The sequence below is a fragment of the Chryseobacterium sp. BGA-UO-ETr-SB22 genome, assembly GCF_059567885.1.
Genome location: NZ_JCAQOV010000005.1, coordinates 1,707,509 through 1,721,431, shown reverse-complemented (window position 1 = coordinate 1,721,431; position 13,923 = coordinate 1,707,509). Strand labels below are relative to the sequence as shown.

Below are 13,923 nucleotides of genomic sequence, written 5' to 3'. Positions count from 1 at the left end.
AGCAGCCAACAACCGACAACCAACAACTAAACCCAATATGGCAAACTTAAAAGAAATACGAGGCAGAATTACGTCAATTTCATCTACGATGCAGATTACACGTGCTATGAAAATGGTTTCGGCAGCGAAACTTAAAAAAGCACAGGATGCAATCGTAATGTTAAGACCTTATTCTGAAAAATTACAGGAGCTTATCCAGAATGTAAATTCTAGCTCAGATCCTGATCAGATTTCTGTATATGCTCAGAAAAGAGAGGTTAAAAGAATACTATTGATCGCTGTTACTTCAAACAGAGGTCTTGCAGGAGCTTTTAACTCTTCTATCGTAAAAGAGCTTAACCTTCAGTTCCAGAACAACTCTCAATACGAGATTGAAGTTCTGCCGGTAGGTAAAAAAGTATATGATGCTGTAAGAAGAAACCGTTCTGTATATGCTAACGGAAGCTCTGTTTATGATAACCTTAACTTTGATGCAGTTGCTCATATCACTGAAGGTGTAATGACAAGTTTCAGAGAAGGGAAATTTGACGAAGTATATGTTATTTATAACAAATTCGTGAATGCAGCAACTCAGGAAGTAACTACAGAAAAACTTCTTCCGATTTCAATGCCTGAAAATACTGAACCACAGGTTGAAACAGATTATATTTTTGAACCTAACAGAGCTGAGATCCTGGATAATTTGATTCCAAAATCGATCAAAACTCAGGTTTTCAAATCAATTCTGGATTCAGTAGCATCTGAGCACGGAGCGAGAATGACTGCAATGCACAAAGCTACAGATAACGCAGAAGCGTTGAGAAATGATCTGAAGATCTTCTACAACAAAGCAAGACAGGCTGCAATTACCAATGAAATTTTGGAAATTGTTTCCGGAGCAGAAGCTTTGAAAAATTCATAAAGAATTACTTTAAGATACATTCAAAAGCACCGAAATTTTCGGTGCTTTTTTGTTGATATAAGGCTGATAATGTTATTTACTACCCAAAAAGCCTTTCTTTTGCTGAGAAATGAATGTATCCTTCACTTATTTTTTTTATTGGGAAATTACGATATCCTATCACTTCATTTTTTCTTAAAAAAAATCCTCAATCAAAATTATCTATCCCGGATTCAGGTTATTTTTATTTTACATATCTTTGTACCTAATAAAATTTATACAACCTCTAAATGGACTCGGACATAGTCAGGCTTTTGCTGGCCTTATTTCTTGTTTTACTAAATGGCTTCTTCGTAGCCGCAGAATTTTCAATTGTTAAAGTTCGTTACTCACAGATTCAGTTAAAAGCCGCAGAAGGCAATTCTATGGCTAAACAGGCAGAACATATCATCAAACATCTTGATGAATATCTTTCCGCTACACAATTAGGAATTACTTTGGCATCCCTTGCCCTTGGTTGGGTAGGAGAAAGTGCCCTGCATCATGTAGTTGAAAATACTTTCCACTCATTGAATATAGACTTGACTCAGACAACGATTACTACAATTTCAGTAGTGACAAGTTTTGTGTTAATCACTATTATGCACATCGTATTTGGTGAGCTTATCCCAAAATCAATTGCCATCAGAAAATCTGAAGCAACTACAATGGCAACTGCCGTTCCGCTGAGGGTTTTTTATACAGTTTTTAAACCATTTATCTGGTTGATGAACTCAATGTCAAATGGTTTCCTTAGATTGGTTAAAATTCACCCGGCTTCCGAGCAGGAAATTCACTCTACTGAAGAACTTCAGCTTTTGGTAAAACAAAGTGCAGACAGCGGAGAGATTGAAGAAGAAAACTATGAGATCATCAAAAATGCATTTGATTTTACAGATCATTCTGCTAAACAGATCATGGTTCCAAGGCAAAATATTACTTCTATCGATTTTGAAGAAGATGTGAATGATATTATCAATAAGATTATGGATAGCGGGTATTCCCGTATTCCTGTATATATTGACTCCATTGACAATATTATCGGGATTTTTTATACAAAAGAAATCATCAGAGAATTTGTTAAAAGAAAAGGAAATCTGGATCATGAAGACCTTAAAGATTTAATGCGTGATGCCTTTTTTGTAGTAGAAAGTAAAAAAGTATCAGACTTACTGAAAACATTCCAGCTTAAAAAGCAGCATATCGCTATCGTTATTGATGAATTTGGTGGAACTGAAGGAATTATCACATTAGAAGATATTCTGGAAGAATTGGTAGGGGAAATTCAGGATGAAGAAGATGATGAAGAAAAAATAGTTGATAAAATTTCAGACAATACCTATTGGGTGCAGGCTACACAGCCTTTGGATGAGATCAATGAATTCCTGCCTAAAAGACTTCCGCTTTCAGAAGAAAGTGAGTACAATTCATTAGCTGGATTTATTCTTTATGAGCTGGAAGACATTCCGGAAGAAAATCAGGAGTTTGAACTAGAGGACTATCAGTTCAAAATTCTGAAAATGAATAATAAGAGTGTGGAACTTGTAGAGCTGGTCTATCAGGAACCCAATGCTATAGATCATTTGGCAGATAAAATTGGAGAAGTTTAAAACAGTTAGGATGAATTTTTATAACAGCATAAAAGATTACGAAGACCCAAAACGCCAGTATGAGGAAGAAGTCCTCGTTATGGATGATACGGATGAAGTCTACAAACTGGTACTGCATAATGACGATACTCATACATTTGATTACGTAATAGACTGCCTGATCGAAATATGCAAACATACCCTGGAACAGGCTGAGCAATGTACAATCCTTGTTCACTACAAGGGCAAATGTACCGTAAAAACAGGCTCAATGGATGTTTTGAAACCTATGCATGAAAAATTAATTTCGCGTGAATTAACAAGCGAAATTGTATAAAATAAAAAACCGGCAAATTTATTGCCGGTTTTTTTATTAAATCCGAAGAGGAAAGTTCAGGAATAACAATAAATAGCAAAGACTGGCAGGCTTCCACAGGATCTTTTAATTTTTAAATGCTTTAATCTTTTAATTTCTCAATACTCTTACATTGTCATATTTTATCTAAAAGAGTATATTTGTACCAACTATAAAGAAACAAAAAAATAATGCTTGTAATAGGAATTGCCGGTGGTACAGGATCCGGCAAAACTACAGTTGTTGACAAGATACTTCAGCAGCTTGATATTGAGGGAATGAATATCCTTTCTCAGGATAATTATTATCACGACAACCAAGGTCTTACATTGACGGAAAGAGAAGCTCTGAATTATGACCATCCCAAGTCGATAGATTTTGAATTATTAATAAAACATGTGAAAGCTTTAAAGAATAATGAGCCTATTGAACAGCCCATTTACAGCTTTGTCACTCATTCCAGAACAGGAGATCATGTCACTGTAGAACCTAAAAATGTATTGGTAGTAGAAGGAATTCTGGTTCTTACCAACAAAGAATTACTGAAAGAATTTGATTTGAAGGTATTCGTTCACGCAGATTCTGACGAAAGGCTGATCAGGAGGATCAGGAGAGATACTCAGGAAAGAGGAAGAGATCTGAGCGAGGTATTACACCGTTATCAGACTACATTGAAACCAATGCACCAGGAATTCATAGAGCCGTCTAAAAATGATGCCGATCTTATTATCCCAAATATGAAGCAGAATTCCGTAGCGATTGATTTTTTAACTACCGTTATTAAAAACTCGTTGAAAAAACATTAAAAAAAATGGAAGAAAACAATCTTATCAAAGACATTCAGCCGAAATCTGAAACATTCAAACTTATACAGAAATATGTTTTGAATAAGTATACCATTACGATCTGTATGTTTTTGGTATGGATGGTTTTTTTCGATAAAACTTCATTTCTTGTAATTAACGAACTGAATGGTGAGATCAAAAAATATGAAGAGCAGCTAGACTTTTACAAAAAAGAATACGAAAAAAATGATGCTTTTTATAAAAAACTGATGAACAACAAGTCAGAGAAAGAAAAATACGCAAGAGAAAATTATTTTATGAAAAAACCGAATGAAGAGATCTTCATTTTGGTGGTAGACAGCACAAAAGTTGCTAAAAAGTAATAAAAGTTGAATAGAATGACGTTAATGATGAAAGGAATTTTTAGTTTTTAAAAATTCACTTGCGAAGCAGAATTCACCATTGACCATTCACAAATAAAAAAACTAATGTCAAATACAGATATATTTTCAAACTGGGAAAATTTAGTCAAAAAACAGCTTAAAACAGAGGATATTTACCCTGTTTTAGAAAAGCCGAATTTGGAAGGAATAGAGGTGAAGCCTTTTTACACAGAAGTTCAGAAACCTTTGGTAAATCTGCCCAGAGTTGAAGAAAGTACCCATTTGGTAGCAAGATACCATGAAAGTTTAGAAGAAGAAGTATTTGCATTTGTCCTTGATCATAATGTAGAAAATCTTGATCAGAAAACTATTTTTGTCAACAACAAAGAACTTGCAGGACACATCAGTCCTAAAGAAGAAGACCAGTATTTTTCATTGATTGATATTTTTAATGAAAAAGAAGGAAGTATAGACGACCAGCTGGCAAAAGAATTACTAGCAAAAGACTTTAAAAGAAGTATTTGTGTCGATATTTCACTGCACCAGAATGCAGGAGCAGCTATTTATCAACAGCTTGGTATTGCACTGGCAAAAGCTAAGGAATTGATAGAGGTCTATGGTGCCGAAATTTTAAATAAACTCATCTTCAGAATAGCAGTAGGAGGAAATTATTTCTTTGAAATGGCAAAGCTGAGAGCCTTTAAAATCGTTTTCAACCAGCTTTCCAAGGAATATGGGATGGATGAAGTTCCATACATCTTTGCAGAGACTTCACTGAGAAATAAAGCCGTTTCTGACAATGAAAACAACCTTATCCGCTCTACACTAGAGCTTGCTTCAGCAATGATTGGTGGAGCAGATGCTGTTTTTACCAATAATTATCTGGTAAGCAGGAGTACTGATAATTCAGAAGAGATTTCTTTCAAACAGCAGATTGTTCTGGCTTACGAAAGTATCATCAATGTATTTGAAGACGCTTCCAACGGAAGTTATTATATTGAAGATATTACAAAGCAGTTTGCAGAAAAATCATGGGCATTATTTGTTGAAATTGAAGAAGCAGGAGGTTACCTTGAATTGTTAAAACAAGGCGTTGTTCAGAAAAAGATCTATGATCATGCGGTTGAAGAACAGCAATGGATTAAAGAAGGGAAAATAAAGCTGATTGGAGTGAATTTATACCCTAAATTAGACGTTAAAAAGTCTATTGGAGATCTTTACAACGAAAAAGAAATAAAAGCCGTTCGTTGGGCTGAAATGTTTGAGTAAAACTAATTATACTGTGAAAAAAAGTATCTTACTTATCTTTTTGCTGTTTTTCGGCTTATGCTTTTCACAAACAGAAAAGGATCTGTATGGAAAATGGGGCGGAACTGATGCTGGAAGTTATGGATCATTTACCTTTTTTCCCGATGGTTATGCAAAAGTTGAGTTCAACGGATTGAATGTTGACGGAAGAAACTATGAAATACCTAACGGTCCCAATAAAGGTAAAATAGGACATGTAAAATATACGGCTGACTTTTCAAAAAACATTATTAAATTCAGCTTAATTGCTTCATACAATGATTTTAATAATAAACTTGAAGAAAGTAAATTTTTAGGCGGACTTATTAAATTTATTAATGAAAATGAATTTTTGTTGTTCCTCGACTTTGAAAATAAAAATCCGGCCGATATAGATCCCACGTCCCCAAATGTAATGACAATGCATAAAGAATCAAGTTTATAATTCCTGGTAATGAAAGAAAAACTGATTGATTTATTTGAGTACACCAATCATTTCAACCTTGAGATGATTAAAGTTATTTCTGAAAACAGAGAACTTGTCGACGATAAAACCATCAGTCTGATGAATCATACCCTTAATGCACAACAGATTTGGAATGCCAGAATACTAGGAGAAATAACTTTTGAAGTCTGGCAGATCAATCCTTTTGAATCCCTTATAGAGATTAATCATAAGAATTTTCTTAAAAGCATTGACATTATCAGTAATCTTGATTTGGATAAAAGGATAGAATATCAGAATTCAAGAGGAACAAAGTTTGAAAACAGTATTTTTGAAATGCTTTTTCATGCAGTTAATCATTCTACCTATCATAGAGGGCAAATCAATTCTCTACTTAAGCAAAACGGTATAACTCCTATATTGACGGATTATATTTTTTACAAAAGATAATTTGATTACGTGATCATTTTCAAATAAGATTTTGTGTAGATTTATGAAACACAAAACACAAATGTTATGAAAGAAAATGAGATAAGTTTTTATATCAGAAAATCTATTTTTTCTGTGTATAATGAGCTTGGACCAGGGCTTTTAGAAAAAGTTTATGAGAAAGTTTTGGCTTACGAACTGGAGAGTAATGGTTTAAAAGTGAGAACCCAAGTTCCAATGAAGATTAAATTCAGGGATATTACTATTGATTCAAGCTTTATTGCAGATATAATTGTTGAAGATAAAATTATCATAGAAGTGAAAGCCGTAACGGAAATAGCAAATATTCATCATCAACAGGTATTAACCTATCTAAAGTTAACAGGATTGAAACTAGGAATTTTGGTTAACTTTAATACTGATTATATTAGCAAAAGTATTTTTCGGAAAATAAGAGGAAATTTAGATTAGTATTCTAAAATTGACCACGGATGACACAGATTTTCACAGATGATTGCAAGTATTTTTCTAATAGTTAATAATAAAACTACTAACAATATATCTGCATTGGAATATGGAAAAAAATAAAACATAAACATCTGTGAAAATCTGTGTCATCTGTGGTTTAAAATAGAACTGAATAGAATTCAACAATAAACATAAACATCTGTGAAAATCCGTGTTATCTGTGGTTAAATTAATAAACAAAGACATTCAAAACTATATCAATGCAAATCTGAATGCAGATCTGCACACATTACTGTTGAAGAAATCTCCCTTTCCGGATGTTTCTATGCAGGAAATTGTACAGCAGATCAAAGGAAAACAGGTTGCTGAAAGAAAATTTCCTTTTCTCTTGAAAGAAGGGGTCATTTTTCCACCACAACTTAATCTGGAGCAGTCATCATCAGAAAAAACTGCCCTTTATAAATCCAAAATCTTGAAGGGAAATACATTTATTGACCTCACGAGCGGTTTTGGTATTGATGCCTATTATCTGTCTCAAAACTTTGATCATGTTACTTTGGTAGAGCAGAATACAGAGCTTTTAGAAATTGTTGAGCACAACTGGAATACCTTAGGGCGCAAGGCGAGATTTATTAATCTTAAACTTGAAGATTTTCTAACTGAAAATCAGGAACATTTTGATGTTATTTACCTTGATCCTGCCAGAAGAGATCAGCAAAAAAATAAAGTCTTTCTTTTAGAAGACTTGTCTCCCGATATTCTCGAAATTCAAGGAAAATTACGGTCTATTTCCGATCAGGTAGTCATTAAACTCTCTCCGCTCATTGATCTTAAATATCTTGTGTCAGTACTTTCAGGTATTTCAAGGATAGAGATCATTGCGCTGAGAAATGATGTAAAAGAAGTTGTTATCTTTCTATCCAATGAAAATACAGATGAGATTATGTGCAGCTGTGTGAACCTTGAGAGTGGAGAATCTGCCTTTACCTTCAAATTTGGAGAAGAAGAAAATGCGGAATCTGAATATTCTGAGCCTGAAAAATACATTTACATCCCGAATAACTCTATTTTAAAAGCGGGAGTCTTTAATTTGATTTCACAAAAATTCGGATTGAAAAAGCTGCATCCTAACAGTCATTTTTATACCTCCAATGAAAAGAATGAAGACTTTCCCGGGAGAATTTTAGAGATGGAATCTGTTGATTCTAAAAATATTAAGAAAAAAGAACAGTTTAATATCATTTCAAAAAACTACCCCTTAAAACCCGAAGAAATCAAGAAAAAGTATGGGTTGAAAGATGGGGGAGATCATTATCTTATTTTTACACAATCCAAAAAAGGGAAAATAATATTAAAATCAGTATAAAAATGTTGCCGAAAAAAGCAGGATTTCTTACTTTTGGGCAATCAAAAATTTAAACATGAAATCGCCCGCTGTTTGGATACATCAGAATAGGCTAAAATAGTGCGGTTTCATATGATCTTAAAAAAAATAATTTTACATATGAAAAAATTAGTTATATGTTTAGCGATTGCAACAGTAGCGGTAAGTTGTAAAAAAGTACCAGCTGGTGGAAACAAAGGGACTTTGAAACTGGAAGAAGGAGTAGACAGATATTCTGATGCTGAACAGGGAGAAGGACACGCACATGCAGCTGCTGCAGAGCATAAGGAAGAAGTTGCTGCAAAACCGGAAGCTGCAGCTCCTAAAACAGACAGTACTGCTGCTGCAAAACCTGCTGAAGCTGAAAAGGCTCCAAAAGCTGAACACTAATTAGAAGTACAAAATATACAAGTGCCCTGTTTTTGCAGGGCATTTTTTATTAAAAAAGATAGCTATAAGGCTCATTAACATAAGGTTTGGAAAATCCTGCCTTTTTGTTTGTCCCTGCCATGCATTTTTTTTAATTTTAACAAAATAAATTTTTACAATGCAAGAGACATTAAATTACATTAACGAAAACAAACAGCGTTTCGTGGATGAATTATTTGAGTTATTGAGAATTCCTTCTATTTCTGCAGATCCGGCGTATAAAGATGACGTTTTGAAATGTGCAGATGTAGTGGCGGCACACCTTAAAAATGCAGGAGCTGATAATGTTGAAGTTTGCCAGACCAAGGGTTATCCAATTGTTTTCGGGGAAAAGATTTTAGATAAAAGTTTACCTACGGTATTGGTGTATGGACATTATGATGTTCAGCCGGCAGATCCATTGGAATTATGGACAAAACCACCTTTTGAACCTTATATTGAGAAAACTGAACTACACCCTGAAGGAGCTATCTTTGCCAGAGGTTCTGCGGATGATAAAGGACAGTTCTTTATGCACCTGAAAGCTTTCGAAGCTATGATGAAGACCAATGCTCTTCCTTGCAACGTTAAATTTATCTTGGAAGGAGAAGAAGAAGTCGGTTCTGTAAGCTTAGGAGACTGGGTGAATGAAAATAAAGAGAAATTAACTTGCGACTGTATTTTAATTTCCGATACTCATATTTACAGCAACGAACAACCAACTGTTACAACAGGATTAAGAGGTTTAAGTTATGTAGAAGTAGAAGTGGAAGGTCCAAACAGAGACTTACACTCTGGTCTTTACGGAGGGGCAGTTCCCAACCCTATTCACGTTCTTTCAAGAATGATCGCTAATCTGATTGATGAAAATGGTCATATTACAATTGATGGGTTCTATGACAACGTAGAAACCGTTTCAGATGCAGACAGAGCTGATATGAACAAATTGAAAGACAATCCTGAAGAATTCAAAAAATCAATAGGATTAAGCAATATAGAAGGCGAAAAAGGATATACAACGTTAGAAAGAACGTCTATCCGTCCTACTTTAGACTGCAACGGAATCTGGGGTGGTTATACCGGAGAAGGCGCAAAAACTGTAATTCCTTCCAAAGCTTTTGCTAAAATTTCAATGCGTTTGGTTCCTTACCAGACTCCTCAGGAAATCACGGAAAAATTCACGAAATATTTTGAAAAAATCGCTCCGGATACAGTGAAAATTAAAGTAACGCCTCACCACGGAGGTATGCCTTACGTTTTACCAACAGATACCAAAGAATTTGCAGCTGCAAAACAGGCAATGGAATCTGCATTCGGAAAAGAAGTTCTTCCATACAGAGGAGGAGGAAGTATTCCAATTACAGCGATGTTTGAGCAGGTTTTAGGAGCTAAGTCAGTTTTGATGGGCTTTGGGTTGGATTCTGATGCAATCCACTCTCCAAACGAGCACTATGGATTATTTAATTTCTATAAAGGAATTGAAAGTATTCCGTTGTTCTTTGAAAATTATTCAAAGTAATTCAACGAAAATAAGATAGGGTAAGGTATTTCTGGAAAGAGATACCTTATTTTTTTGCTCTGAATTGAGCTATGACGTCCGTTTAGAAAGATGTTTTTACTGAGTTTAAAAATTAAATTCACTGAAAACAAAAGCGTTATTTTTTATTTGCAATAAGTTATTTCACCATTCGTTGAAAGTTTATATTTTTAATACAAAACTTGATTTACTATGAAAAAATACTACTCAATTGCATTTTTACTATTATCAGTATGCGTTTTTGCACAGCAGGCTGTATCCTTTGAATTCAATGAAGGATTTAATGTTGGAAATATCCACGGCCAGGCGGGGTGGATCAGTACTCCCACAGGAGGAGTTCCTGCAAATGTAACCCACCAGACCATCAGTGTAGATAAAGCCAGTGATGGGAACAGTTCTCTCAAAATTGTCAAAGAATCGACCTACGGAACCCAGTCTGATCCTATTATAGGAGGATTTTATAATCTGTCAGCTCCTCTGGCTTACAATAACTTTTCTGTGTCATTTGATATCAATATATCGCAGATCAACGGCTCTGATTTTGGTTTTCAGGGAGTGAATAATATTGACGATCAGTTTGTTGTGAGATTAGACTTTGATAAAACCGGACTGTTCAAGATCCTGAATACAGTATTAGGTATACCGGATTTGATTTCCATACCTTCAGCATGGCTCCCTAATATCTGGTATAGAGTGAAAGTCATAGGAACTGCCACAGATGTCAGATACTATCTTAATAATATTCTTATTTACACAGGCACAGCCGCTGGTTCAATGAATATAGATCAGCTGCGCTTTGTACATAATAATGCGTTAGGGTCAGCTTATATTGATAATATTAAAGTGAATAGTGAACTATTGGTTTTAGGGATTAAAGATTCTAAAGTTACCACCAAAGAAATATCTGTTTATCCTAATCCTGCAACTGATTTTATACATATTAATTCTCTAGGTACAGTAAAAAGTATTGAAATCTATGACGAGGCAGGAAAGCTGATAAAAACTGAAAAGAATAATAACAGGATGGATGTAAAAGGGCTGTCTGCAGGTGTATATATGGTTAATATCAAAACTGAAGGAAGGAATTTCACAGAAAAAGTAATCATCAGATAAATTATTCATTAATTCTGAGAACCTGTGTTCTTTGTAGCCTGCGACTGTATTTATGGATGATTTTTTTGAAATGATGCTTTTCTTTAGGTTTAATATCTTTATTTGTTTAGGTTAAATTATATTATGTTAATTAATTATTAGGTTTAAAATATTCGTTGATTTTGTCTTTTTTATTAAAATACATATATTTGCTCAAAACTAAAAAATATCATGAAGAAACTTTACATTTTCGCAATTTCGTTGATTTCTATATCGTCTTTTGCTCAGCAGACCATCTCTTTTGAAGCTAGTGAAGGTTTTACAACAGGAAATATTAATGGACAGCAGGGTTGGATTAGTACAAGTAATGGAGCGACACCACCAGTATATTTGACAAGCCAATTGGTATCAGCTGAAATGGCAAGCCAGGGTTCAAATAGTTTAAAAATTACACCAGATTTGCCTTATGGACCACAGCAAAGCCCTGTAATGGGTGGTTTCTATACCTTTACTACACCATTAACCTATAATAGCTTCACACAATCATTTGATGTAAGACTTACGCAAAAAAGTTCATCAAGTTCAGATTTCGTGTTCAGAACAGTGAGTACAACTGGTGCTGGAGGGATTGTTACTTATATTGATTTTTCTTACGATGGATCAATTTTAATTGCAACAGCGGGTTCAACTAACCTGGTAAATACCAACCAAACCTGGAATGCCAACACATGGTACAGAATGAAAATAGTTTCTACTGCTACAGGAATCCAGTATTTCCTGAATGATGCTCTTATCTATACAGGACAGCCATTCAGTAACAACAATATTAACAGGATGGATTTTGTGCATGATAATTATGGAGGTTCTGCTTATATTGACAATATCAAAATCAATAATGAAGCATCACTGTCTACAAGAGACGCCGTTAAAAACGATGTGAAACTATCCATCTATCCAAACCCTGCTACTGAAGTGATAAAAATAACAACTCCTGGCAAGATAAAGCATGTTGAAGTATATGATATGTCTGGAAAAAGAGTAGATGTAACCTTAAACGGTGATCAGGTGAATGTAAGAAACTTATCTTCCGGAGCCTATTTACTGAATGTAGAAACAGAGGGAAAAAACTTCACAGAGAAATTTATAAAAAAATAATTCCTGATAAATCTTAGTATCAGCAAAACGTTCCAATTGGAGCGTTTTTGTTATTTTAGAGAATTAAAATTTGGGAATCAATGTCAGAGAATAAAACAGCTTATATAACAGGAGGAACCAAAGGTATCGGTTTCGGAATTGCGAAAATTTTACTTGAAAATGGAATCTCAGTAGCATTTTCAGGAAGAAAAAGAGAAGATGTCATGAAGGCGGAAGAAGAACTTAAGCAATACTCAGAAAATGTTTTGGGAATTGTTTCTGACGTAAGAAGCCTGGAAAGCGAACAGGAAGCAGTAAAATATACCGTTGAAAAGTTCGGAAGACTGGATTATATCATTGCTAATGCAGGATTGGGGATATTCAAGCCCGTAGACGAACTCACTGCAGAAGAGTGGAATGATATGATAGAAACCAATCTCACAGGTGCTTTCTATACCTTAAAAGCCTCTGTAGAAGAACTGAAGAAGACAGAAGGTTATTATATTACCATCTCAAGTCTCGCAGGATCCAACTTCTTTGAAAACGGAACAGGATACAATGCTTCAAAATTTGGAGTGGTAGGTTTTACACAGGCTGCAATGATTGATTTAAGGAAATACAATATTAAGTCTACGGTCATTATGCCAGGTTCGGTAGCTACTCATTTTAACGGAAATATTCCGTCAGAAAAAGACAATTGGAAGATTCAGCCTGAAGATATGGGGAATCTTATATTGGATATTTTGAAGATGAATTCAAGAGTTTTGCCAAGTAAAATAGAGTTTAGGGCAACAAAACCAGCGAAGTAACTACATCTAATGTATTGAATAATAATTTAATAAGTATTATGCATGCATAATATATTTTTTATTTATATTAGCAAAAATTAATTCAAACAAAATCTCTGCATAAACTGTCATGATTTTATGCACCAAAGGGAAAAAATAAAATAGTACACATGAAAATATTAGTTTGTATTAGTAGTGTTCCGGATACTACTTCCAAAATTAACTTTACAGCAGATAAATCTGCTTTCGACAAAAACGGAATTCAGTGGGTAATCAATCCATTAGACGAATTTGCGTTGACAAAAGCAGTTAAACTTCAGGAATCTCAGGGAGCAACAGTAACAGTAATCAACGTAGGAGATGCTGGTACAGAACCTGTGATCAGAAAAGCTTTGGCAATTGGTGCTAACGATGCAGTAAGAGTAAATCTTGATCCTAAAGACAGCTATTCTACAGCAAAAGAAATTGCTGCTGTAGCTCAAAACGGAGGATATGACCTTATCCTTTGCGGAAAAGAATCTATCGACTATAATGGAGGTTCTGTTCCTGGAATGGTGGCTCAGCTATTGAACCAGCCTTTCGTAAATGCTTCAGTAGGATTGGACGTAAACGGAAGTGAAGCTACTGCAGTAAGAGAAATTGAAGGAGGAAAAGAAACTATTTCTGTAAAATTACCAGCTATCATTGCTGGTCAGAAAGGTTTGGTAGATGAAAAAGACCTTATCATCCCGAATATGAGAGGAATTATGTCTGCAAGAACAAAACCTCTACAGGTAGTAGAGCCTACTTCTTCAGAAGTAAAAGTTCAGGGAGTATCTTATGACAGCGTTCCACCAAGAGCAGCTGTGAAAATGGTTTCTCCTGACAATCTGGATGAATTGGTAAGATTACTTCACGAAGAAGCGAAAGTAATCTAATCT

At 34.6% G+C, this 13,923-nt stretch carries 16 protein-coding genes; all 16 read left to right on the top strand.

All coding sequences use genetic code 11. The features are described from left to right. Window positions 1-37 precede the first annotated feature (37 nt). The 16 genes from atpG (at window position 38) to AC57AW_RS15060 (ending at window position 13,920) form a co-directional block, all read left to right on the top strand. Window positions 38-901: an ATP synthase F1 subunit gamma gene (gene atpG, locus AC57AW_RS15135; protein ID WP_496352553.1), complete on the top strand. Its 864-nt coding sequence runs from the start codon at window positions 38-40 to the stop codon at window positions 899-901. A 269-nt stretch (window positions 902-1,170) separates the two neighbouring features. Continuing rightward, on the top strand, window positions 1,171-2,529 hold the full coding sequence (locus AC57AW_RS15130; protein WP_318845576.1) for a hemolysin family protein: 1,359 nt from the start codon (window positions 1,171-1,173) through the stop codon (window positions 2,527-2,529). Window positions 2,530-2,539: 10 nt separating this feature from the next. Beyond that, window positions 2,540-2,845: an ATP-dependent Clp protease adaptor ClpS gene (locus AC57AW_RS15125; RefSeq protein WP_318845577.1), complete on the top strand. Its 306-nt coding sequence runs from the start codon at window positions 2,540-2,542 to the stop codon at window positions 2,843-2,845. A gap of 209 nt (window positions 2,846-3,054) precedes the next feature. Beyond that, a complete protein-coding gene (gene udk, locus AC57AW_RS15120; protein ID WP_045497309.1) occupies window positions 3,055-3,669 on the top strand; it encodes a uridine kinase in 615 nt (204 codons plus the stop codon). A 5-nt stretch (window positions 3,670-3,674) separates the two neighbouring features. Next, on the top strand, window positions 3,675-4,031 hold the full coding sequence (locus AC57AW_RS15115; protein ID WP_318845578.1) for an FtsB family cell division protein: 357 nt from the start codon (window positions 3,675-3,677) through the stop codon (window positions 4,029-4,031). 105 nt (window positions 4,032-4,136) lie between these two features. Then, window positions 4,137-5,300, top strand: a complete 1,164-nt coding sequence (locus AC57AW_RS15110; protein ID WP_496352552.1) for a methylmalonyl-CoA mutase family protein — start codon at window positions 4,137-4,139, stop codon at window positions 5,298-5,300. A 13-nt stretch (window positions 5,301-5,313) separates the two neighbouring features. Beyond that, on the top strand, window positions 5,314-5,763 hold the full coding sequence (locus AC57AW_RS15105; protein ID WP_496352551.1) for a hypothetical protein: 450 nt from the start codon (window positions 5,314-5,316) through the stop codon (window positions 5,761-5,763). Window positions 5,764-5,772: 9 nt separating this feature from the next. Further along, complete coding sequence (locus AC57AW_RS15100) at window positions 5,773-6,213, top strand: DinB family protein (protein WP_496352550.1); 441 nt, start codon at window positions 5,773-5,775, stop codon at window positions 6,211-6,213. A 66-nt stretch (window positions 6,214-6,279) separates the two neighbouring features. Next, complete coding sequence (locus AC57AW_RS15095) at window positions 6,280-6,663, top strand: GxxExxY protein (RefSeq protein ID WP_496352549.1); 384 nt, start codon at window positions 6,280-6,282, stop codon at window positions 6,661-6,663. A 217-nt stretch (window positions 6,664-6,880) separates the two neighbouring features. Beyond that, complete coding sequence (locus AC57AW_RS15090) at window positions 6,881-8,026, top strand: class I SAM-dependent methyltransferase (RefSeq protein ID WP_496352548.1); 1,146 nt, start codon at window positions 6,881-6,883, stop codon at window positions 8,024-8,026. Window positions 8,027-8,164: 138 nt separating this feature from the next. After that, window positions 8,165-8,434: a hypothetical protein gene (locus AC57AW_RS15085; RefSeq protein WP_496352547.1), complete on the top strand. Its 270-nt coding sequence runs from the start codon at window positions 8,165-8,167 to the stop codon at window positions 8,432-8,434. A gap of 157 nt (window positions 8,435-8,591) precedes the next feature. Further along, the gene (locus AC57AW_RS15080; protein ID WP_077416971.1) at window positions 8,592-9,971 is read left to right on the top strand and encodes a dipeptidase; all 1,380 of its coding nucleotides are present in this window, start codon (window positions 8,592-8,594) and stop codon (window positions 9,969-9,971) included. A 210-nt stretch (window positions 9,972-10,181) separates the two neighbouring features. Next, complete coding sequence (locus AC57AW_RS15075) at window positions 10,182-11,102, top strand: T9SS type A sorting domain-containing protein (RefSeq protein ID WP_496352546.1); 921 nt, start codon at window positions 10,182-10,184, stop codon at window positions 11,100-11,102. A gap of 210 nt (window positions 11,103-11,312) precedes the next feature. After that, window positions 11,313-12,236, top strand: coding sequence for a T9SS type A sorting domain-containing protein (locus tag AC57AW_RS15070; RefSeq protein WP_496352545.1), 924 nt, complete (start codon window positions 11,313-11,315; stop codon window positions 12,234-12,236). Window positions 12,237-12,316: 80 nt separating this feature from the next. Further along, window positions 12,317-13,024 carry an SDR family oxidoreductase gene (locus tag AC57AW_RS15065; RefSeq protein ID WP_496352544.1) on the top strand — a complete coding sequence of 236 codons (708 nt, stop codon included), beginning with the start codon at window positions 12,317-12,319 and terminating at the stop codon, window positions 13,022-13,024. A 149-nt stretch (window positions 13,025-13,173) separates the two neighbouring features. Beyond that, window positions 13,174-13,920: an electron transfer flavoprotein subunit beta/FixA family protein gene (locus AC57AW_RS15060; protein WP_076351723.1), complete on the top strand. Its 747-nt coding sequence runs from the start codon at window positions 13,174-13,176 to the stop codon at window positions 13,918-13,920. Window positions 13,921-13,923: the final 3 nt, after the last annotated feature.